23 protein-coding genes and 1 pseudogene are annotated in these 22,711 nt (G+C 28.9%); 13 read left to right on the forward strand and 11 right to left on the reverse strand.

Annotation, left to right across the window (positions count from 1 at the left end; translation table 11 throughout):
• Window positions 1-23: 23 nt before the first annotated feature.
• Window positions 24-1,811, reverse strand: a complete 1,788-nt coding sequence (locus MKD34_RS04035; RefSeq protein ID WP_240219907.1) for an aryl-sulfate sulfotransferase — start codon at window positions 1,809-1,811, stop codon at window positions 24-26.
• A 28-nt stretch (window positions 1,812-1,839) separates the two neighbouring features.
• Window positions 1,840-2,982 carry a thioredoxin-disulfide reductase gene (gene trxB / locus MKD34_RS04040; RefSeq protein ID WP_240219908.1) on the reverse strand — a complete coding sequence of 381 codons (1,143 nt, stop codon included), beginning with the start codon at window positions 2,980-2,982 and terminating at the stop codon, window positions 1,840-1,842.
• A gap of 531 nt (window positions 2,983-3,513) precedes the next feature.
• Here trxB and MKD34_RS04045 point away from each other — a divergent pair.
• Window positions 3,514-3,807, forward strand: coding sequence for a YbhB/YbcL family Raf kinase inhibitor-like protein (locus MKD34_RS04045; protein ID WP_266187398.1), 294 nt, complete (start codon window positions 3,514-3,516; stop codon window positions 3,805-3,807).
• 44 nt (window positions 3,808-3,851) lie between these two features.
• Here MKD34_RS04045 and MKD34_RS04050 read toward each other — a convergent pair whose 3' ends face one another.
• A complete protein-coding gene (locus MKD34_RS04050; protein WP_023050731.1) occupies window positions 3,852-4,031 on the reverse strand; it encodes a hypothetical protein in 180 nt (59 codons plus the stop codon).
• Between the two features lie 81 nt (window positions 4,032-4,112).
• Complete coding sequence (gene mgtA / locus MKD34_RS04055; RefSeq protein WP_240219909.1) at window positions 4,113-6,743, reverse strand: magnesium-translocating P-type ATPase; 2,631 nt, start codon at window positions 6,741-6,743, stop codon at window positions 4,113-4,115.
• A 143-nt stretch (window positions 6,744-6,886) separates the two neighbouring features.
• Here mgtA and MKD34_RS04060 point away from each other — a divergent pair, with 143 nt between their 5' ends.
• Together MKD34_RS04060 and MKD34_RS04065 are read left to right on the forward strand one after the other, a co-directional pair.
• Window positions 6,887-10,909, forward strand: coding sequence for a hypothetical protein (locus MKD34_RS04060; RefSeq protein WP_240219910.1), 4,023 nt, complete (start codon window positions 6,887-6,889; stop codon window positions 10,907-10,909).
• Window positions 10,910-10,976: 67 nt separating this feature from the next.
• Window positions 10,977-11,228, forward strand: a complete 252-nt coding sequence (locus tag MKD34_RS04065; RefSeq protein WP_240219912.1) for a hypothetical protein — start codon at window positions 10,977-10,979, stop codon at window positions 11,226-11,228.
• 49 nt (window positions 11,229-11,277) lie between these two features.
• Here MKD34_RS04065 and MKD34_RS04070 read toward each other — a convergent pair whose 3' ends face one another.
• The 5 genes and pseudogenes from MKD34_RS04070 to MKD34_RS04090 all read right to left on the reverse strand — a co-directional run bounded on the left by MKD34_RS04070 (window position 11,278) and on the right by MKD34_RS04090 (window position 13,745).
• A complete protein-coding gene (locus MKD34_RS04070; RefSeq protein ID WP_345795453.1) occupies window positions 11,278-11,661 on the reverse strand; it encodes an MFS transporter in 384 nt (127 codons plus the stop codon).
• A pseudogene (locus MKD34_RS04075) lies at window positions 11,621-12,127 on the reverse strand (MFS transporter); the annotation flags it as partial. The pseudogene MKD34_RS04075 and the gene MKD34_RS04070, both read right to left, overlap by 41 nt.
• Before the next feature lie 15 nt (window positions 12,128-12,142).
• The gene (locus tag MKD34_RS04080; protein WP_240219916.1) at window positions 12,143-12,307 is read right to left on the reverse strand and encodes a hypothetical protein; all 165 of its coding nucleotides are present in this window, start codon (window positions 12,305-12,307) and stop codon (window positions 12,143-12,145) included.
• Between the two features lie 304 nt (window positions 12,308-12,611).
• Window positions 12,612-12,971, reverse strand: a complete 360-nt coding sequence (locus MKD34_RS04085) for a YkvA family protein (protein ID WP_240219918.1) — start codon at window positions 12,969-12,971, stop codon at window positions 12,612-12,614.
• Window positions 12,972-13,058: 87 nt separating this feature from the next.
• The gene (locus MKD34_RS04090) at window positions 13,059-13,745 is read right to left on the reverse strand and encodes a type 1 glutamine amidotransferase domain-containing protein (RefSeq protein WP_240219920.1); all 687 of its coding nucleotides are present in this window, start codon (window positions 13,743-13,745) and stop codon (window positions 13,059-13,061) included.
• 149 nt (window positions 13,746-13,894) lie between these two features.
• Between MKD34_RS04090 and MKD34_RS04095 the strand changes: the two genes are divergently transcribed.
• The 9 genes from MKD34_RS04095 to MKD34_RS04135 all read left to right on the forward strand — a co-directional run bounded on the left by MKD34_RS04095 (window position 13,895) and on the right by MKD34_RS04135 (window position 20,977).
• Entirely contained in the window at window positions 13,895-14,410 is a 516-nt protein-coding gene (locus tag MKD34_RS04095) for a YbhB/YbcL family Raf kinase inhibitor-like protein (RefSeq protein WP_240219922.1), read from the forward strand.
• A gap of 12 nt (window positions 14,411-14,422) precedes the next feature.
• Window positions 14,423-15,046 carry a DUF1847 domain-containing protein gene (locus MKD34_RS04100; protein ID WP_240219924.1) on the forward strand — a complete coding sequence of 208 codons (624 nt, stop codon included), beginning with the start codon at window positions 14,423-14,425 and terminating at the stop codon, window positions 15,044-15,046.
• A 115-nt stretch (window positions 15,047-15,161) separates the two neighbouring features.
• Window positions 15,162-15,464 (forward strand): hypothetical protein, encoded by a 303-nt coding sequence (locus MKD34_RS04105; RefSeq protein WP_240219925.1) that lies wholly within the window; start codon window positions 15,162-15,164, stop codon window positions 15,462-15,464.
• Between the two features lie 140 nt (window positions 15,465-15,604).
• Entirely contained in the window at window positions 15,605-16,990 is a 1,386-nt protein-coding gene (locus MKD34_RS04110; protein ID WP_240219928.1) for a BglG family transcription antiterminator, read from the forward strand.
• Between the two features lie 3 nt (window positions 16,991-16,993).
• Complete coding sequence (locus MKD34_RS04115; protein WP_240219929.1) at window positions 16,994-17,926, forward strand: sugar-binding transcriptional regulator; 933 nt, start codon at window positions 16,994-16,996, stop codon at window positions 17,924-17,926.
• A 144-nt stretch (window positions 17,927-18,070) separates the two neighbouring features.
• Entirely contained in the window at window positions 18,071-18,700 is a 630-nt protein-coding gene (locus MKD34_RS04120) for a dihydroxyacetone kinase subunit L (protein WP_240219937.1), read from the forward strand.
• Window positions 18,701-18,737: 37 nt separating this feature from the next.
• On the forward strand, window positions 18,738-19,736 hold the full coding sequence (locus tag MKD34_RS04125) for a dihydroxyacetone kinase subunit DhaK (RefSeq protein ID WP_240219939.1): 999 nt from the start codon (window positions 18,738-18,740) through the stop codon (window positions 19,734-19,736).
• A gap of 18 nt (window positions 19,737-19,754) precedes the next feature.
• The gene (lsrF, locus tag MKD34_RS04130) at window positions 19,755-20,636 is read left to right on the forward strand and encodes a 3-hydroxy-5-phosphonooxypentane-2,4-dione thiolase (protein WP_240219941.1); all 882 of its coding nucleotides are present in this window, start codon (window positions 19,755-19,757) and stop codon (window positions 20,634-20,636) included.
• 20 nt (window positions 20,637-20,656) lie between these two features.
• Window positions 20,657-20,977 carry a hypothetical protein gene (locus MKD34_RS04135; RefSeq protein WP_240219943.1) on the forward strand — a complete coding sequence of 107 codons (321 nt, stop codon included), beginning with the start codon at window positions 20,657-20,659 and terminating at the stop codon, window positions 20,975-20,977.
• A 136-nt stretch (window positions 20,978-21,113) separates the two neighbouring features.
• On the opposite strand, the gene MKD34_RS04140 is transcribed toward MKD34_RS04135, so the two are convergent.
• Together MKD34_RS04140 and MKD34_RS04145 are read right to left on the reverse strand one after the other, a co-directional pair.
• On the reverse strand, window positions 21,114-21,554 hold the full coding sequence (locus MKD34_RS04140; RefSeq protein WP_240219944.1) for a GNAT family N-acetyltransferase: 441 nt from the start codon (window positions 21,552-21,554) through the stop codon (window positions 21,114-21,116).
• A gap of 2 nt (window positions 21,555-21,556) precedes the next feature.
• Window positions 21,557-22,009 carry a MarR family winged helix-turn-helix transcriptional regulator gene (locus MKD34_RS04145; RefSeq protein WP_240219946.1) on the reverse strand — a complete coding sequence of 151 codons (453 nt, stop codon included), beginning with the start codon at window positions 22,007-22,009 and terminating at the stop codon, window positions 21,557-21,559.
• A 181-nt stretch (window positions 22,010-22,190) separates the two neighbouring features.
• Here MKD34_RS04145 and MKD34_RS04150 point away from each other — a divergent pair, with 181 nt between their 5' ends.
• A complete protein-coding gene (locus MKD34_RS04150; RefSeq protein ID WP_240219953.1) occupies window positions 22,191-22,679 on the forward strand; it encodes a hypothetical protein in 489 nt (162 codons plus the stop codon).
• Window positions 22,680-22,711 lie beyond the last annotated feature (32 nt).

Below are 22,711 nucleotides of genomic sequence, written 5' to 3' on the forward strand. Positions count from 1 at the left end.
AGGTAACCTTCTTAAAATTAATATTACTGTTCTAAGAATTCCTCTACCTCATCAATTGAATGTGACCCTATTAATCTTCCTATTAATTCTCCATTTTTGTATATTATTAAAGTAGGAATTGATTTAATCTTATTCTCTTCTAAGTATGGTTTTTCTTTGTCGGCATCTAGATGATATTGCTCAAATTTTCCTTCAAATTCAGGCAATAGCTCTTCTAGTATAGGTTGTAAATCTCTACAGTTTTTACATCTTTCAGCTCCTACAAATATAAGGATATCTGTTTTTTGAGCAACTTTTTCCTTTAATTTTGCAGATGTTATTCCAGGGAACAACTTTTCATTTATATCAAATAGTTTTGGTTTTTGTTCTACTTCATCCCCTGCTGCAACACAAGCACTGATAGCATCAGCTTTAACATATGGTGTAACACCCTCTACTTTGATTTTGAAAGCACCACCACTTGGAGCAGCTCCTGGAACTCTAAAGTTTGAAACATCTAGTTTTTTTATTTTTGTTTCAACTGGTTTTTCAAGTTGAGGAATCCATTCGTAAGGAATTCGGTATGATCTATATATCATATTCATGTTCATAATTTCTTTATCCCATCTTGGATTTATATATTCCCAAACAATTTCAAAATCAGGTGTTACTTCGATTAATCTTCCGTCAGATCCCTCTGTTATTAAGGTATTTCCATTTGGCAATCTTTGAGCTCCACTTATAAATGGACTATAGAATCTTGAAGCATCTAGTGGCATCACAAATCCAGCCTCTTTTGGTGTATATTGCCATACAATTTCCAATGTAACGGGATCTATTTCTAAAACTCTAGAAAAATCTCTTCTGGCATTTTTTTCTCCAAATTTAGATACAGGATTTGGTGCACCATATCCAGCCCATCCTCCATTATCAAATACCAATATATTTCCCTCGCCAGGTAATCCTTTTGGAATCATGTGAGCGTGATGTTGTCCTATGATACATCCTAAATGTTTTAGTTCAGGTGTGTTGTAATCAGGTCCTAATTTCCAAACTACTTTTCCAGTTTCTTTACTGATAATAGCAATTATATTTGTTTCTCTAGCATCCCATATAATATTTTCAGGGTGGAATCTTTTGTCACCAGCTTCATAAAATTTATTTGGACCTAAAGCTGACATTGAATTTATATGCATCCAGTCTCCAACCTTTTCAGGATGTGTAGCTCTTAAATTTGGATCTCTAAATAAAACATTTTTAGCTTCTTCTGAAAAACCATACTCATCAAAGTGCTCACTACAAATCCATTTCCAAATTATTTTTCCATTCTCATCAACTTCATAAATAATATCATCATGTAAAAGTTTATCTGAAATTTTAGGATTTCTAACATTGATGTGACCTAGAATTAAAGTTTTTCCACCACCTAATTTAGGTTCCATTCCAGGTGAATAGTATCCTACTGGGTTTCCTTCTCTTTGGTAATCGTGATGTTGTCTTGCCATCCATCTAGGAGTTTCTCCTTCATCCTCTATATATTCTAACTCATCAAATTTCCAAACAATATTTCCATCCCAATCTAATTCAACTAAATCTGTTTGATCTTGCATTCCAAATTTAGGACTTCTTTCCCCTCTACTCCCTAATATATGACCGTTAGGGAAAATTTTATTTGGAAACCCTTGTAATCCTTCCCATAAACGTATTTCACGTCCATTCATATCAATTAACATTGCTCCTAAACCAATTAAATTAAATACTGTGTAACCACTCCATGCTTTTTCTGGATTATAAATCGTTGCTCCTGTTGGATAAATAGTTGGATGACCCATTTTGTAACCTCCCTATTTTATGTTTATTTTATTTGTTTATTACTAACTCTGGACTATCTATATTTTCTTTGTTAAAAAATTTTGCTAAGTGTTTATTTTTTCTAATATCAACATATATAAAATCATCTATGTTATTCTCTCTTAACTCTTTTTCTTTTTCAGAAAGATATTTTAGCCCATCGCTATCTAAAGAGTTCCAAAATCCAATGGCTACATTTTTATCTTTAATTCTATTTAGATAAATATTCATCTCCTCTAAATATTTTTCAGCTGCTACAGCTGCTATAGCTCCATCGGCAGCAGCAGTTATAACTTGCTTTAAATATTTTTCTCTTACATCTCCAGCTACAAAAACTCCAGAGATTGATGAATTTAATAAACTATCACATTCGATATGACCTCTCTTATCAAGTTTTAATTCTGTTTCTTCTAAAAATTCAGTATTAGGAATCATTCCAACAAAGAAAAATACACCTTTACAAGGAATATCCGTTATAATTCCTGTTTTTAAATTTTTAACTTTTACTCTTTCTACAGATTCATCTCCTATGATTTCATCAAGAGTGGAATTCCAAATAAACTCTATTTTAGGATTTTTAAAAGCTTCCTCTGCACTTAATCTATTACAATCTAATACTCCTTCATCATGAAGAACTATAACTTTTACTTTTGAAGCATATTTGGATATAAACATTCCCTCTTCAATAGCTTGATCTCCACTTCCAACAACAACAACCTCTTGATTTGAGAAAAATTCAGCATCACAAGTAGCACAATAAGCCACTCCACTACCTTTAAAATCTACTTCTCCAGGAATTCCTAAAACTCTAGGTCTAGTTCCTGTTGCAAAAATCACACTTCTAGCTTTGTATTCTTTTCTTCTACTTTTTAAAACTTTTATCTCACCATTTAATTCTACAGTTTTTATGCTATCTCTTACAATTGTAGCGCCTAGGTTTTCTGCATGCTCAGACATAACTTCTCCTAGTTTTTCTCCAGAAGTTTTGGGAATTCCAGGGTAGTTAACTATCTCTGTAGTCTTTGAAGCCATCCCACCTATAGTTCCTTTTTCTAAAATTAAAGTTTTCATTTTGGCTCTAGCTCCATAGACTCCTGCAGCTAGTCCAGCCGGTCCTGCACCAACAATTATTAAATCGTAAATTTTATCCATGCTATCCTCCGCCCTTTAAATATACTAGTATTTTTTAAATGAAAATATAAATATATAGTAAAAAAATTATTTGTACTATTATTAATAAATATATTTTTATAAACTAAAAAAAGTTTATACTTCATAACTAAACACCGTTAAAGGTAGACCATAGCTTATATTTATTTTGAGTTTTTATTCATTTGAAATGTTATAAAATGTTTTCTTTTGATACTTTTAATATGTTTTTAATTTGAAAAGAATTATTTATATTCAGGATTTTAATTTAAAAATATATTTTTGTCAATTTTAAAATAAGATTAATAAATAACTTTTTAAAGATTAAAATGTGTTCGTTTTTTGCTTTTGTTTTTAAAAGCTTAATTTTGATGAATTCTTTTAAAATACAAATATATTAATATACTTGTATAATTTGTTTAGTTTTTAAGCTTTAATTTTTAAAAAATAAAAATAGAGTTTTAAAATTAACTAAGAAAGAGGTTAAAGCTATCATATAACTTGATAACTTAATTTAAATAGGAGGTAGCTTTAATACCAGGAGATGTAAAGGCTTTATCTGAAAATGCCAGTGCAACAGATTCAAAATTAATTCAAGGTGAAAATAGCTGCTGGTCTTTAATTGGTGGTAGTTTGCCAAAAGAGGAAGTAGATAGATATGAAGGGCCTGTTCCACCTAATAAAACACATACTTATACAATAACACTATATGCTTTAGACAAAGAGATAGATTTAAAAAAAGGATTTTATTTAAATGAATTATATGACGCTATAGATGGTCATGTTTTAGAAAAAATATTTTTAAAAGCTAAATATATAAAAGAATAGTAAAACTAAAAAAGCTGAGTTCAATGAACTCAGCTTATATTTTTTTACTTGTCTAATAATGGCTTTGGTAAAGGCTTAGTTGGAGCTTCAACTGGCTCAGGAGTAGCTACTACAACCTCCTCAACAACTGCCTCTTGAACTACTACTTCTTCTTGAGGTTGAGTGCTTGAACATCCAACTAAGAATAAGCTAAAGAAAATGCTTCCTAATACTAATTTTTTCATATTAAAATCCCTCCTCGTATGTATTTGAAATTGCTTTCATTCCTTAATTATAGCACATTTTCATTAAGTTGTCTTCAAAATTCATAACCAGCTATTGAATTTTTTAATAAAATATTTTTTTGCAAAAATTATAGTAAAAAAGTATCCAGTAAGTATTAAAATAACCCAAATAAAGTAAGAAATAGGTATTGGTATAAATCCTAAAGTTCCGTTAATTTTAGAATATGGAACAAATAAAGCAAAAATCATAATGGTAGAAGTTAAGAGAATAACTTTTATGTTGGCATTAGATTCAATAAAAGGGATTTTTCTAGTTCTAATAAGGTGAATTATAAGAGTTTGTGATAAAATACTCTCTATAAACCAACCAGTATGAAAAAGAGCTTGTGTGGCAGGTGAATTAGCCTTAAATATATAAAACATAACCAAAAATGTAATAATATCAAAGATAGAACTTAAAGGACCTATATAAACCATAAATTTCCCAACACTTTCAGCACTCCAATTTTTAGGTTTTAAAATATCCTCTGTATCAACATTATCCCAAGGAATAGAGATTTGAGAGATATCATAAAGCAGGTTTTGAAAAAGTATCTGTATAGGAAGCATTGGTAAAAATGGTAAAAAGGCACTAGCTAAAACAACACTAAATACATTTCCAAAATTTGAAGATGCTGTCATCTTTAGATATTTAATCATATTAGTAAATATTTTTCGACCAATTATAACACCTTCTAAAAGAACTGAAAGTTCCTTTTCTAAAAGTATTATCTGAGCAGATTCTTTAGCGATATCCATACCATTTTCAACTGAAATTCCAACATCACATTGTCGAAGAGCAGGAGCATCGTTTATTCCGTCACCCATATAACCAACAGTATTCCCCATCTCTTTTAAGAGTCTAACAACTCTAGCTTTATCAAGTGGTGAAAGTTTACAAAATATAGTTGTATCTTTTAGAAGTTTTTTTAACTCTAAATCATCAATAGCTTCCATATAGCTTCCATCAATAGCTCCTGTAACTTCAATTCCAATATCTTTACATATTTTTTGAGTAACTAATTCATTATCCCCAGTTAAAATTTTAACATCTACTCCGTACTGATATAAAGATTTTAAAGTATCTCCTACACCCTCTTTAGGTGGATCTAAAAACCCTAGCATTCCAACAAAAGTTAAAGATTTCTCATCTTTATTACTAAAGTTAAGATCCCTATCTTTGGGAAGTGTTTTTTTACCAATACCAATAACTCTCATTCCATCCTCATTTAAATTAGAAACAAGAATTTTGATTTTTTCTTCAATCTCATCTTTTATTTCAAATACCTGACCATCAATCTCTACAAAATTTGAGATATATAGCATCTCTTCAATAGCACCCTTAGTAATCATAGTTCTATTACCATCACTATCTTCAACTATAACAGACATTCTTCTACGTTCGAAATCAAATGGTAGCTCGTCAATTTTTTTGTATTTATTTTTTATAGAGTAATGTTCCTCTTCAAACTCTAAAATAGCTCTATCCATAAGATTTTTAAGTCCTGTTTGAAAATAACTATTTAGATATGCTAAATATAAAACATTATCATCATCAATCCCCTTAAAATTTAAGTATTTTACAACAGTTACCTTATCTTGAGTTAATGTTCCTGTTTTATCTGTACATAAAATATTCATAGCTCCAAAATTATGTATAGAATCAAGTTTTTTAACTATAGTTTTTTTCTTTGAAAGTTCAATAGCACCTTTAGTTAAGTTACCAGTTACAATCATAGGAAGCATTTCAGGAGTTAAACCAATGGCAACAGATAAGCTAAATAATAAAGATTCAAACCAAGCATCTTTTAAATAACCATTTATTAGAAAAACAATTGGTACCATAAAAATCATAAACTTAATTAAAAGTCTTGAGATATCATCAATTCCTTTTTCAAAACTAGTTTCTATTTTTGTATTTTTTAAACTTTCACTAATAGTATTTAAAAATGTGTGTTTTCCAGTTCCAAGAACTATTCCAGTAGCAGCTCCACTTAAAACATTAGTTCCCATTAAAACTATGTTAGATAAATCAGAGATAGTTCCAGCTTTTACAAGTAGATTAGAGTATTTTTCCACAGGATTAGACTCCCCAGTTAATACAGATTGACTAATAAAAAGATCTTTACTAGATACAATTCTAATATCTCCAGGAACAATATCTCCAGCAGTAAGTTTAACAATATCCCCAGGAACTAAGGTTTTTATATCAACTTCCAGAGGAAGATTATCTCTAATTATTGTAACTTTAGTAATAATTAGATTTTTTAATTTTTCAGCAGTTTTACTAGAACGATACTCTTGAATAAATTTAATAAAACTGCTTATTAAAATCATAGTTATAATTAAAATTATAGATATCCAGGAACGCTCAGTTTCTTTAGCAAAAATAACATCAGTAAAAAGAGAAACGAAGGCCAAAGTTCCTAAAATAAAATTAAAAGGATTTAAAAAAGCGAGTAAAAGTTGGATATACCAAGGTTTTACTTTCTCTTTTGAAATCTCATTTAATCCAAATTTTTCTAAACGGCTTATGGCTTCTTCATTTTTAATACCTTCTAAAGAGGTTTCTAAAGTCATAAAGACAGTTTTTATATCAGCTTCAGAAAATAGTTTTAATGTTCCGCTTATACTATTTGAGCTGTTATCAAAGTTTTCATACAAAATAATCATTCCTCCCAATAATAAAGATATCTTAAATAGTATTTACTAAAAAAAATAGATGCTCCTTTAAAAATAAAAAACAGTAAACAAAGATAAATAAAAAACGTTTTGTATAACAGTACAAAATTTAAAATATCAAAGTGAGGTGCCATATGAAAGAGAAAATTTTACTTTTATTTTCCATTCTAATAGTTTGTAGTAAGTTATCGTTTTCAGTAAGCTTAGAAGGTACAAGTGAAAAAGAAGGAGTAATTTTTTTTACAAATTATAACTATTTTAAATCCAACAAACAGAACTTTAAAAATGTAAGTGAAAAGAGAGATATTCAATTAATAACAAAAGAAAAAGAAGTGATTGAAGTACCAAAACCTCCAAAACCAATTTTACCACCACTAATAATACATACAAATACTGCAACAGTTCCAGAAGATAAACCTATAAAACCACAAGTTATACCAGATATACAACCAGAAACAAAGCCAAAGGTACCAGATAAACCAGCAGTAATACCACCGCAAAATTTATATACTGATATTTTTTATAATAATAGTTGGATTTATAATACTCATTTATATTTAACTCAAGGAGAAGATTTAGCAGTTTCGTCAAGTAATAATCTTTTTACTGGGATGGGAGCTGTAGCAAGTGGGTTTTCTATTGAAAATAATAACAATGTAACTATTGGAAATAGTAGTTCAACAACAGATTTAATAGGAATGCTATCTTTAAATAAAGGAGATATTATAAATGGAGAAAAGGGAAATATAACTGTAGGAGGAAGTAGGAATAATTTTGGAATGGTTGTTTTAGGAGGAGGAATTGGAGAAAACAAAGGTATTATAAATGTAAATGATGGAGCTTTTGGAATGTATACAAAAGATTCAACATTATTAAATTCAAATAAAATAGTTATTAATAATGGGGTTGGAATGATTTCTACAGAAACTGGTACAATAAAAAATATAGGAACAATAGAAACTTCAACATCGGCTGCAACTGCTAGTTTTGGAATGGCAACGTTTGGCACATCAACTGCTACAAATGTGGGAACAATTGTAGTAAATAATTCACAGATAGGTATGCTAAGTTTTGATTCAAGTAAATTAGTATCTAATGGAGTACTCGAAGTTAGTGGCGGAATAGGTGGATATATTAGTGAAGCTGGGCAGATGGCAAATAATGGTATCATAAATACTACTGATGGAGGAACAGGAGTATACATAGATAGTCAAAATCTAAGTAAAGGACAGGGATTTAACAATAGTAGTGGAATTATAAATGTTGAGAGTGGATCAATAGGTATGAGTGCTGTAAATAGTGGTATTATAACTAACTATGGGAATATAAATCTTATAACATCAAATACAAAAACAGAAACTTCAAAAACTAATCAAGAAGTTGGGATGTATGTAACAACAAATGGATTGGCAACAAATATGGGAAATGTAAGTGTTGGTAGTAATCAAATTGGAATATACAATAAAGGAATTTCAAACTCTAGAAACTATGGAAATATTCTAATTAGTTCACAGGGAACAGGAGTAGTCTTAAAGAATACTGCAAATGAAGGATCAACTTTTTTAAATGAGAATACAGGAGTTATAAAAGGGGATGCTGTAACAGGTGTTTTATTAGGTGGATCTGGTTATGTTCAAAACTATGGAAATATAGATATTTCAAATGGAACAGCAGCAGTTATGGTAAATGGAACAGGAACAATATATAACTATCATAATATAAATATAACTAATACCAAATATGGTATGCTGTCATTAAATGGTGGAGGAATAATAAATGAAAATATATCTGGATATATTTCAAGTATAACTTCAGATAATAATGAAAATGCAAAGATGGCTGTAATAGGAAGTGGGTATGCTTTAAACCAAGGAACGATAAATTCAGAGAACACTAAGTATATAATGTATCTGTCAGGAGCTGGAAGTTTAAGCAATACTGGAATATTAACATCAAATATAACAAGTAATTATTTAACACACACAACTATGTATGGAGAAAAAGGTGGAACAATAACAAATGAAAAAAAAGGTATTATCAATATAAATGGTGGAGATAGTAACTATGGTATGATAATAAGTGGATCAGGACAACTTACAAATGATGGGACAATCAATGCTGGAAGTTATCAAAATGGTATTCTTATAACTGAATCCGCAACTGGAATAAATAATGGAGATATAAATTTTGGTATATATGGAACTGGGGTTAGCGCATATAACATAACAGCTCAAGGCGAGTTTACAAACTATGGAAATATAATAGGAGCTTCTTCAAATTATCAAGGTGGAACGTATGGAATATATGCTTTTGGAGAGGGTAAAATATCAAATGTGGGACTTATAAAACTTGATTATGGTAACGCAGCAATCACAATTTCAGGAGGAGGAACAGCAACAAATTTAAAAGGTGGAAAGATAGAAATATCAAGTACAGATTATGGTATGTTTTCTGCAAATGGGGCAACTATAGAAAACTATGGAGAGATTAAGGTAATACCTGAGTATAGAACATATAGTATAGGAAATAGTGCTATGTATGTTAGTGGTTCATCTGGAACAGCTATAAATAGAGGAGAGATTATTGTAGGAGGAGCATACTTTAATGCAATGGGAACAGCAGGTCTAACAACAATAAAAAATGATGCAGGTGGAACAATAACTATTTTAGATGGAGCAATTCAAAGTTTTGCATTTGATTTAGGAAGTGGAGCAGCGACAAATGCAGGAATAGTAAATTTAGGAACTACAGGAGAGTTAGTAAATAATGGAACTTTATTTAATTATGGATATATAGATGCACCAAATGGTATAAAAAATGGAACTAATGGAACTTTAGTTATGGAGCAAGGAGGAACAACAAATACTACGTTGAAAGAGGCAGTAATCGGTCTTAGTTATGCTTCGGATATATATAATAGAGGAGATAAAGCTTTTGGAGTATTAGATTTAAAATTTAATGCAACAGGAATAACTTCGTACTCATACCTATATGATATAGGAAAAAATAATGAGGAAGTTTTAATAAGAAGAAAGGATTTTACAGAAATAACTGAAGCGAGTTTAGGTAAATTTTTAGAAGGTATATATTTTGATAGTGAAAATACGACTAAGGATCAATTTTTCAACATTTTAAGAAGTGCCAGAAATGGCTCTCAATATAATAGTTATTTGGATACTATTTTTGGTAGAGATATCTATCCTAATATAATATTCCAAACTAAAGATACTATAGAATATACAACAAACAGTATTTTAGATAATCTAGAAGATAAATTAACAAATACTAGAAAAAGCAGTTTCATTGTAGGGTATACTTTTGAAAAGTTTAGACAAAAAGGTTTTGATAGAGTAGAGGGTTACGATGACAATCTAAATGGGTTTTATTTAGGGAAACAATATTATTTAAATGATTATAGTGATTATGGATTTGTATTTAGTTACACAAGATTAGATAGTGATTATTATTCAAATGTAGGAAAAAGAGAGGATAACTTCTTACAGGGAACAGCATTTATGAACTATACTCAAAATGATGTAAAAGGTATTGGAGCTATGTATCTAGGTTTTGCAAAAGGTAATATAAAAAGAAACTTTAATTTGGCATATATAGATTATAGTGATAGCACACCTAAATATACAAATATTAATGATAGATATAAAGGGGATACTAAAAACTTTTATATAGGAACATCTGGAAAAATATCTAAAAGATATAATTTTTCGAGCTTGTTTATAGAACCTGAAGCTAGTGTTTATTTAATGGGAGTTTTCCAAAATAAAATTAATGAATCAGGAGAAGAGTTTAATCTTCATGTAGACGAGTTAAATAGTTTCTTTAGTAAAGTGAAAACAGAGATTGGAGTTGGAAAAGTAATACCTATTAAAAATTATCAATTGACACTTAAAGTTATAGGAGGACTTGGACAAGAATTAAATAGTCCAAAAGATGATTTAAAAGTTAGTTTAAGAGAGGCTTCTGAAGATAAAGCTAAAATAAAAGTGGATAGAGAGAATCAGTTTTCAAAAGAGTTGGGAACAAAAATAAATTTAGAAAAGATAGGTGCGGAGAGTTTAGAATTTTACGTTGATTATAGATATATTTTTGAAGATGATGACTCTTGGAAAGTTGGAGGGGGAATTGTATATAAATTTTAGATAAAAAGGTTTTTTGAAAAAAAATTGTATATATAGGTATAATTGGGAAAAAGGAGAGTGTTTCACTATGGAAAATAAGAAAAAACTAGATGAACTAAAAGATGAGGCAAAAGAGAGCTTAAAAAAAGATGAGCCTGCTAAAAAAGAGGAAGTGGAGGACTTTTGGGATAGATTTAAAAAATTAGAGAAAATTTATAAAGATAACTTTGATAGACTAATTGCAGCAGAGCTTTTAGATATAAAAATGCTACTATTTGAAATTGAAGAAAAGCATAAAGAGAAAGAGGAAGACGAGAAAGAAGAAAAAGACAAAAAATAGTAAAAATAAAAAAAGGAGTTTTTTAGAACTCCTTTTTTTAATTGAAAAACTATTTGAAAGATGCAGAAAATATTTTTCTTGATTTTTCTGAAGTCTGAATAGTTAGATAAAGAATAGATATAAAAACAATTAGAATTCCTGAATAAAGAAAAAAGTTTTCAACTCCGATTTTATTTGAAATAACTCCTGAAAGTCCTATTCCAATAGGAGTTCCAATGGCCATAAGACTTCCTGATAAAGACATAACCCTTCCTAGGTAGTTCTCTTGGATTTTTTGTTGAAGTACAACAACTTGAAGCCCTTGATAAAAAGGTGTTGCAAAGCCTAAAAGAGTTGAGCAAAGAGCAAATCCTATGAACATATTTCTACCTAAAATTCCAGAGATGGATAAACTAATTCCTATGATAAAACAAAAGAAAGCAATTGTAATTATTTTTCTTTAATGTAGCTATTCCCTCTTTCATCTCTAGAGTAATATCTATTTTAGTACTTTCAAAATCTATTTTAATTTTAGGAATAGTAATAAAACAAAGAGTAAAAACTCCAATAATTGCACCTAGAACATCAAGCATTACAATAGCTTGAAGGCTCCAAATGGAAAAGAAAAAACTAGCCAATACAGGGCTTAATAATAAAGATATAGACTGTAGAGTTTGAGAATACCCCGAATATTTTGGAAGTTCATCTTTAGAAACTATAAGAGGTGTTATAGCTTGAAGAGATGGAACATGAAAAGCTGTTCCAATAGAACGAATAAATAAAACTATCATTATAAGTGGGATAGATATCTCTCCAAAGAAACCTGAAACAGAAAGAGATAAACTAGCAGCAGCTATAAGAAAATCAGAGATAATCATTATTTTTTTTCTATCGAATCGATCGATATAAACTCCAATGAAAAGACCTAAAACTCCTTAAGGAAGAAATCCAACAATTCCAGAAAGAGCTACTATGTTTGAAGAGTTTGTTTCAGTGATAAGATACCAAACTATAGCCATTTGAAGTATTGAACTTGTTAGTTGTGAAATGGCCTGACCTGTGTAAACAATTAAAAAAGTTTTATTAATATTTTTTAGCATTTAAATTCTCCTTGATTTTTTTAGTAGTATGATAAATTTGAGAAATAAAAAAAGTCGTAGATTTTACTCTACGACCATAAACTGCACTAGGATGAGAGTAAAAATAAAATTACTTAGAGTACAACAAAAACAACGTTATAAACGATTATTTTTATACCCTTTAATTGTAATTTTATTTTTTAGCTCCGTACCATATTTATTTTGATTAAATCACAAAATAAGATATGAGGATCAAACCACATCCTTATTATTTAATTTATAAATTTACCATACTACTTTTTGTATTCTAACATAAAAAGGAGCTCTAAGCAAGCTCCTTCTTTTTATTACAAAAATCTTTATAGTCTTTTAAAACTTCAGCATAACCTCTAGCAACATATCCAATTAAAGTGGCATCGTCAATCCATCCAACTCCAGGGATTAAATCTGAAACAGCATCAATAGGAACGATAACATATATAATTGCAGCAGTTAAAACAACTAAATACTTTTTATCTAATTTATATTTTCTGTTTTTTGTATCTTTTACTAAATTAATAATAAGAAGGAAATCTTCAGCACTAGCACCTAAATTCATAGCTTTTTTCAAAGCTAGTTTTAAATCTTGAGAACTAATTTTTCTTCCTTGAAACTTTTTAAAAAATTTAATAATCAATTTATCCATAATATCTCTCCATTATAAAATTACACAATATTCTATAGTATAAAGCTTTTTCTGAATTAATTCAAGGAAAGATTTTTTATTAAAAGATTATTTTTGTAAAACCTTTAAAATCTCTCTAGCAACAGCAGCTCCAGATGAAGGGTTTTGCCCTGTAACTAATCTTCCATCAGCAACTGCGTACTCCCCCCAATTATCAGTTTTACTATATTTAGCTCCTCTTTTAACAAGTTCATCCTCTGTTAAATATGGAACAAGCTTATCAAGTTGAACCTCTTTTTCCTCACTATCAGAGAATCCTGTAACTTTTTTATCCTTTATTAAATACTCTCCAGAACTATCCTTTATATTTAACAGTCCAGCTAATCCGTGACAAACAGCTGAAACAATTCCACCATTGTTCCAAATACCAATAGCAATTTCTTGTAGTTTTTTATCATTAGGGAAGTCCCAAATAACGCCATGTCCTCCAGTATAATAGATAATAGAGTAGTCATTATAGTTAATATCCTTAGCAGGAACGGTAGTTCCAAGAGCATTCATAAAATTTCGATCAGTATAAAATTTCCAATCTAAATCAGACATCATTTCAGGCTCAATACTATGTGGATCAATAGGTGTATATCCACCTAAAGGGCTAATATAAGTTATTTCAAAGCCATTGTTTTCCATAACTTCAACAAAGTGAACAGCTTCACCTAACCATAAACCTGTAGCTCTATTAACATTTGAGTATTTTGAAACATTTGTAACAACAACTAAAACTTTTTTGTTCATAAGAAAACCTCCTGAGAATATAGATATAATAAAATAAAATCCATTTGAAATACTTTTACGAATTTTATATCTATATTCCTGTAAAAATTTCAAAGAGGATATCAGTATTTTTTTTGAATAAGAAAGAAAAAAGAGTCTAAGGAGGAAAAATGAAAAAAAGTGGGAATTTTATATTGAAAAGTGATAGTATTAAAGATGGTTATATCAAAGATGAGTTTGGAAAATATGGAGATTTATGGATAGATAATATGCCTTCAAAATCTTTAAATTTAAAATGGGAAAATGCTCCAGAAGAAACAGAAAGTTTTTTGGTTGTTATGCAAGACTATGATGCAATTCCTGTAGCTGGATTTTCTTGGATACACTGGATAGCACTAGTTCCAAAAAATTATACTGAATTAAAAGAGGATGCAAGTAGAATGGATAAAAATATAATTCAAGGAATAAATAGTTGGGCATCAAAGTTAGTTGGATTACCAAAGGAAAGAGCGACGTTTTATGGTGGGCCAACTCCACCAGATAAAGACCATATATATGAAGTGAAAATATATGCCTTAGACAATATTCCAAATTTAAAAACTGGATTTTATTTAAACGAAGCTTATAAAGAGATAAAAGGTCATGTATTGGAGGAAGCAGAAATAGAGGGGATATATAGAGTATAGGGAGGAGAAAAAATGTATAGTTGTGCAAATTGTAAAGTTCATGGGTGTAGAGAACAAAATTATGAAAAAATGCCTAAAAATTGTCCAAGTCGAGATAGAGAGTTTCAAGAGGAGAATAAACTCTTATATTTAGATGAGGAGAATTATAAATTAGCTCATAATTCAGCTTTAGTTGAAAGTGAAGGCTATTGTAGGTTAACTAGGGTAGAAGAGATAATGGAGTTTGCTAAAAAAAATAACTTTACAAAAATAGGATTAGCATTTTGTGTTGGACTTAGAAATGAAGCTGAGATTTTTACAAAAATACTCGAAAATAGAGATTTTGAGGTATGTTCAATAATTTGCAAAAATGGTTCTGTGTCAAAGGAGTTTATAGGTATATCCGACTGTGAAAAGGTTAGGCCTGGAACTAACGAGGTAATTTGTAATCCTATTGGTCAGGCAAGGCTTCTTAATAAAATGGGAACACAGTTAAATGTTATGTTAGGACTTTGTGTAGGTCACGACTCTCTTTTTATGAAGTATTCAGAGGCTCCAGCAACAGTTTTAGCTGTAAAAGATAGAGTTACAGGACATAATCCTTTAGCACCATTATATATATCAGATACGTATTATCATAAAAAACTTTTTAAATAAAATTCGTTTTAAAGTGAATCAAAATGATTATTATATAAAAATTATATTTTGAAATGATACTTAAGTAGGGTATAATTAATATCATGAATAATAATATCCTAGGGAGGTACACACTATGAAAAAAGCGTTTTTATTTTTACTAGCACTTTCTACATTGAGTTATTCAGCACCAAAGACATCATATAAAACTGGAGTAGCCTTCGCATTAGGAGACTATTTTAACTCCCCAGCTACAAAGGTCTTAGAGGCGGGTAAAGTTGTACAACTAGAGGAGAATATATATGCTCAAAAAGTAAAGTATCAAGCATATAGTGATTTTGGTGGACAAATAGTTAAAGAAAAAATATTTATATTAAAAAAGATAGATTCTACATTTAAATTTGTAGAAAAGTTAGATGTAGGAGAGATAGAGTTATAAGAAAAATGGAGCTAATATTAGCTCCATTTTATTTTTATACACATCAATTAGTCCTATAATCAATTAATAATAAAAAATAAAATATCAACTCTTTTCAGATTTCTCAATATATGATAACATATATAGTAGGGGGTGGTATAATGAATACAACAGCTGCCAATATTTTAAAAATTTTATCTCAGAGTGAAATGTCTGTAGATGATATGCAGTTGTATTTAGAAGTAGAAAAGAGTTCTATAATAAAATCTATATTGCAATTTAATGAATTTTTAAAATCAATTAATTTACCAACAATAGAAAAGAGTGAAAACTTATACTCTTTAAATCTTTCAAGTCAACAAATGAAAACACTATTTAACAATTTTAACATCTTAACATCAAGAGAAAAAGTAGATTATCTATATATTAAATTTATTGCTACAGGATTTCTGAATTTAGAAAAAGAGAAAGAAAATTTAGCCATATCTAGAAGTACAATTTTAAGAGCTTTTAAAACTGTGAAAGAGACTTTTGCAAAAAATGGAACAAGTTATGAATATGTTCATGGAAAAGGTTTAGTTTTAAAAAATTTAAGTCAAATTGATAAAGGTACTTTTTGTAAAAAATTAATGATATTTTTTATAGAGGAGGATATTCTAGTTCCGAGTAGAAAAAAACTATTAGATAGTATAAAAAAATTTGATACAAAAGAACGTATGGAAAAGCTATACCCTATTTTAAGTAGTTCAGATATATCTATAAACTACGTTATGCTTTCTTTTGTTCATACTTTAGAAATTTGTGTTGATTTATTTGGAGGATTTAATTTTAAAATAGATAAAGACTCAAATCTAGAGAAATTTATAAAATTAAAAAATTTAGTTTATAAACATGGTATTGGTTTTAGTGATGGATATAAAAAGCAACTAATAGAGTTTTTATTTTCATTTTCTTATGAAGAAGGTCAATTAGATGGGACAATAATTAATAAGAGTTCAAAGCTAATAGAAGAATTAAAAAAATACTTTAAGTTACAAATACCAAATAAAGATTTATATAGATTACTTTTCAATAAAGTTTATCTTTCATTTTTTAAATTTGAGAATAATATTTTAAAAATTTCAAATTTAAAGAGAGATAAAGGTCAATTAAAAATTTTAGAAAAATTAGATAAATTTTTAGAGGAGTACTCATATAAAATGTACCTTGCTGATAAACATATAATAGCTTTTGTCTTAAAGACTATTATTATAGAGGAGAATCTTAATGATATAAAAAATGTGTTACTTCTATTTCAAGATGCAGTAATTAATAAAAAAAGTGCATTTAATATATACTTAAAAAGATATATTCCAACTGTTAATTTTGATGTTGAACCGATATTATTTTATCAAAAAGATGTAGCTACCCTGAAAAAAAACTATGATATTATTATAACTGATAGTAAAATATCTTATGATTCAATTTTAATTGATTCATATAATAATATTAAAATTTATGAAATCTTAGAAAATCATGCTTTAAAAAGAGGATTAAATAAGGAGTAGTGTATGAGCACAGATAATGAAAAAATTCAAAGATTAATATCTATTGCTAAGTTGTATTATTTAGAAAATATGACTCAAAGTGAAATCGCAAAAATAGTAGGAGTTTCTCGTCCTTTAATTAGTAAATTTTTAACAGAGGCTAGAGAGTTAGGATTAGTAAAAATAGAGATAAATGATATTTTAAAAGATAATGTTCAAGAGAGTAGATCAGAAGAATTATGTAAAAAGTATAGCTTAAAAGATGTATATATAGTTCCATCAAGTAGCAATAAAAATTTAAATGATCAGATATTTATGGATTACTCTTTAGAATATATTTTTAATCAATATAAAAATAGTCAAATACTAGGTATTGGATGGGGAAATACAATAGGTGGGATTTTAGAAAGAATAGATAGTAAAGATCGATATATTTTTTCTGGAACTGTTGTGCCATTAATAGGAAATGCACCAGTTTCTCATAGAAATTATCATACAAATGAACTTATAAGAATGCTTTCAGAAAAAACTAATTTAATTTCAAAATATTTATATTTACCATTTTTATGTTCATCGAATATTGAAAAAGAGATGTTTTTAAAAACGGAAAATTTAAGAGAGGTTTCATATTATTGGAATAAAATAGATTGCTCAATAGTACAGATAAGAAATTTTCCATCAGCACCAGATTTAGCCACAGAAGCAAGATTTGGAAAAGTCTTGCAAGATAAGAAGGCTGTTGGAATGTTTTTAAGTTATTACTTTGATATTAATGGAAATATTTTAAAAGGAGAAAATGATTTTTCTATTCAAATTCCATTAGAAAGTTTAAAAAGTAATAAAAAAGTAATTGGTATAATAAATAAAAGAGTTCATCCATCAGCAGTTATGGGAGCTTTAAAAACAAGTTTTTTTACTCATATAATTATTGATAGTGATGTAGCTAATCTAATTTAAAAATAAATATATAATAAAATTTAAGAAGCTTGAAGTAAGCTTCTTTTTTTATTAAAATTATTGAAATAAAAAAATTTGACATTTGTCAGAACAAAGGTTATATACATATTAAAAGAAAAAAATCTATTTTTAAGAGGTGAAGATATGGTTATAACAAAAGAGAGATGGATATCTATTTTTCAAAATATTTCAGAACTTATGATAGAGAATAAAGATATTTTATCAGAGATTGATTCTAAATTTGGAGATGGAGATCACGGGATTACAATTGAAAGAATTGGAGCTGTTTTAGGTGACAAGGCTAAAGAGTGGAAAGATAAAAATCAATCTTTAAAAATGTTTTTTCAAGAGATTGGAGATACTGTTACAAATATAAATGGAGGGTCTGCTGGACCACTTTATGGAACATATTTAAGTGGATTAGGTGAAGAATTAGATGAGGATATTATTGAAGTTGATGGAAAAACATTAAAAAAAATACTAGACTCTGGATTAACAGAGTTACAATATTTAACAACAGCTAAAGTTGGAGATAAAACCATGATGGATACACTTATACCAGCTACAGAAGCAGCATTAAATGCAAGTGATGATATAATTGATATAATAACAAAAGCTAAAGATGCTGCTCTTGAAGGAGCTGAAAAAAGTAAAGATTTTGTGAGTAAGTTTGGAAGAGCTAAAAGTTACAAAGAGCAAACAATAGGAACACCTGATGCAGGAGCAACAAGTTGTACATATATATTTTTAGGTTTATATGAAGGTTGTAAATAGATATTAACTTTAATTATAGAAAATAGGAGGAGTTTTAATGAAAATGAAAAAGTTTATTAATGATCCATCAAAGTTAACATCAGAGTTGTTAGAGGGACTAGCTTTAGCAAATAAAGATATACTAGAGTTAAAACCAAATAATCTAGTTGTATCAAAATCTTTAAAAGATGCCAATAGAGTAACTGTTGTAACTTTAGGAGGAGCAGGACATGAACCGGCTTTATCTGGGTTTGTTGGAGATGGAATGATTGATATTTCAGTAGTTGGAGATATATTTGCAGCTCCAGGTCCTCATGCTTGTATAGAAGCGATTAAAATGGCTGAAAAAGGACACGGTGTTTTATTTGTTGTTTTAAACCATGCAGGAGATATGTTAACAGCAAATTTAACAATGAAAGAGGTCAAAAAACAAGGATTAAATGTTATAAAAGTTGTAACCCAAGAGGATGTATCTAATGCTCCAAGAGAAAATAGTGATGATAGAAGAGGACTAGTTGGTTGTGTTCCAACATATAAAATTGCTGCAGCTGCAGCTAGAACAGGAAAAACTTTAGAAGAAGTTGCAGAAATAGCTCAAAGATTTGCAGATAATATGGCGACAATTGCAGTTGCAGCCAGAGAAGCAACTCATCCACAAACAGGTGCACCATTTGCTGACCTTGGAGATATAGATATGGAGATTGGAATGGGACAACATGGAGAGGGAGGAGGAGGTCGTCAACCCATGAAATCAGCAGATGAAACTGTTGAAATTATGATGGGAGCACTTCTTAAAGATTTGAATATAAAAACAGGGGAAAAACTTATGGTTATCATAAATGGATCTGGAGGAACTACTTTAATGGAGCAACTTATACTTTTCCGTGGATGTGTTAAATATTTAGAAAAGTTAGGAATTGAAGTTGTTGCCAATATGGTAGGAGAAATTTTAACAGTTCAAGAACAAGCAGGATTCCAGCTGTTTATAGCTAGAATGGATGATGAGTTATTAGATTACTGGAATGTTTCTGCAAAAACACCATATTTTTCTAAATAATTAGGGGGGTGAACGAAGATGGCTGATTTAGATGGAAATAAAGTAGCAAAAGATTATGGAATAGATAAACCATTTCACAATCAATCTTTTTATATAAAAGGTATGGACAATATCGATTGGGGAATGAAAGATCGTCTATCAAAAATATTTAATCCAAAAACAGGGAAAACGGTTATGTTAGCTTTTGATCACGGATATATAATGGGGTCTACTTCTGGACTTGAAAGATTGGATTTGGTTTTACCAGACCTCTTAGAAGAGGTTGATTGTATAATGGGAACTAGGGGAGCCATAAGAACATGTGTTCCACCAATTTATAATAAAGGTGTTGCACTTAGATGTTCTGCTGGATCTAGTGTTTTAGATGATGATATGTCTTTTGAAGTTATAGGTGTAGATATAGATGATGCCATTAGAATGAATGCAAGTTGTATGGCTATTCAAACCTTTATTGGAGCACCTGGACAAAAGGATTCTATTGAGAATTTAGTGAAAACAATAGATGCAGGAAATAGATTTGGAATTCCAACATTAGGAGTAGTTGCAGTGGGAAAAGATATGGAGAGAACAACAAAGTTTTTTCTATTAGCTACTAGAATGTTAGCTGAGTTTGGGTGTCAAATTATAAAAACTTATTATTGTGAAGATTTTGAAAAAGTGGTAGCAGCATGTCCAGTACCTCTTGTTGTAGCAGGTGGAAAAAAACTTCCTGAAAAAGAAGCTCTAACATTAGTTTATAATGCTATAAGTAAGGGTGCTGCTGGTGTAGATATGGGAAGGAATATATTTCAAGCAGAAAATCCTAAAGCTATGGCAAGATGTGTAGGAAAAATTGTTCATGAAAACTATAATGATGATGAAGCTTATAATCTTTATTTAGAATTAAAAGATAAAATTTAATATGAAATAGGAGGGATAAAATGTTTAAAAAATTTATTCATATAGGAGCACCCACTGATAAAAAAATGCCAAATGAAGAGTATTGTGAAGATATGAAAGTATGGATTTCAGACCCAGAAAAGGATGAATTTAAGTTTGAATATTTAAGGTTTGAAAAAGACTCTTGGATGGCTAAAGAGATTCAAACTCAAACACATATTGCAGTTGAAGTAGAAAGTATTGACGAAGTTCTACCAATATGTGATAAGGTTTTATTAGAACCAACTGTAATAAATGAAAACTGCAAAATAGCTTTTGTTTTAAGAGATGGAGTTGTATTAGAGTTGATGGAGATAAAATAAAAAGAATTTTAAACTTTTTTTTAAAAAATGTCGTCAAAATAATATAAACAGAATAAAAGTGCAAAAAGTAATGTAATCCCCCCGTAGTAAGGAGCCTCTATTCCCCCCAGAGGCTCTTTTACTTTTTTATAAATTTTTATTTTTCAAAAGTCATATCTAAATGAGGGATACCATCTTCATCATAAACTTCGGAAATCGGTTTAAATCCGATTTCACTATAGAAGTTTTTTAAATACTCTTGAGCACCAATAGTAATTTTTGTAGTATTGAAATTATTTAAAATATACTCAACACCTTTTGTAACAATAATTTTAGCATATCCTTTACCTCTAGCATCTGGAGAAACTAAAACTCTTCCTAGAGAAGCATCTTCATATGAAACTCCAGGTTGTAAAGTTCTTAAGTAAGCCTTTATTTTTCCATTCTCTTTTATCATTATATGACTTGATGTTAAATCTTTTCCATCAATATCATTATATATACACTTTTGTTCTACAACAAAAACTTCAGATCTTAACTTTAAAATTTCATAAAGTTCCTCTAGTGTTAATTCATTGAATTTTTTACATATTACCATAATTAATACCTCCTAATAATCCCTTTTTTCATATTTTCCCACTCTTTTTCAATATTAATTCTCATTTTATAAAGAACTTTAAGTGTAATTTCAATTTCATCTTGAGTAATATTTTCAGTTATAACCTCAGTAGAATATTCCTCTTCTCTTTGGAGAAAAGGATAAAGTTTTGCTCCTTTTTCAGTACAATAAAGTTTTAACTCTTTTTTGTTATGCTCATCTTTTTCTTTTTTTACTAATCCATGTTCAACTAGTTTTTTAATAGATTTAGCTGCAGTAGATCTATCAACCTTTAAGAGTGATGCAACTTTATCCTGAATTATTCCAGGATTTTCATAAATTCTTACAAGATATAGATATTGACCTTTTGAAAGATTAATCTCTTTAAATTCAATATCACTAATAGTTGCACAACATCGACTAATCATTCCTATTTCTCTTAGGATTTCTTTCATATAACTCACCTTTAAAAATATATTTAGATAAGTATATAATAAAAATGTGGAAAATTCAACAAAAAATAAAAAAATCATGTACTTTTTTGAAGGATTCGTGTATAAAAAAATAAATATTAATATTTTTATAGTAGCATATAATGTAAAAAATTAATTTGATTATTAAAAAAGGAGATAGAGTATGAAAAAGATAAATAGAATTTTATTAATATTTTTTATTTTAACAGGGTGTGCTGCAACATCATATGAGGGACAACAAACAAAAGGAAATGGATTAGATATGAATTTAGTGGCTAATACAATATTAGCTACGGCATTATATAATGGATCAAACAATAACTCTTTTAACCATGATTTTGAACGTAATTTTAATAATAATTTTGGAAGTTCAAGTAGTAGCAGTTTTGGACATATGGGCAGTGGGTTTAGTAATGAAATATATGGAAAAAATAAAACAATTACAGAAACTCATAAAACAGGAACGTCAACATCAAATACTGTTGGAACTAGTAAAACTGAGACATATACACAACCATATGGTTCTAATGGAACTATGACAACTACAACAAGAAACTCAAATACAACTACTCACTCAAACTCAGTTGAAAGAACAACGACAAAAAGTAAATCTGTAGGATCAAATGTTAGATATAATCCCTTTGGATTTTAAAAAAATAAAAAAATATTGACATTTAAAAAAAA

The sequence above is a fragment of the Cetobacterium somerae genome, assembly GCF_022430525.1.
Lineage (GTDB): Bacteria > Fusobacteriota > Fusobacteriia > Fusobacteriales > Fusobacteriaceae > Cetobacterium_A.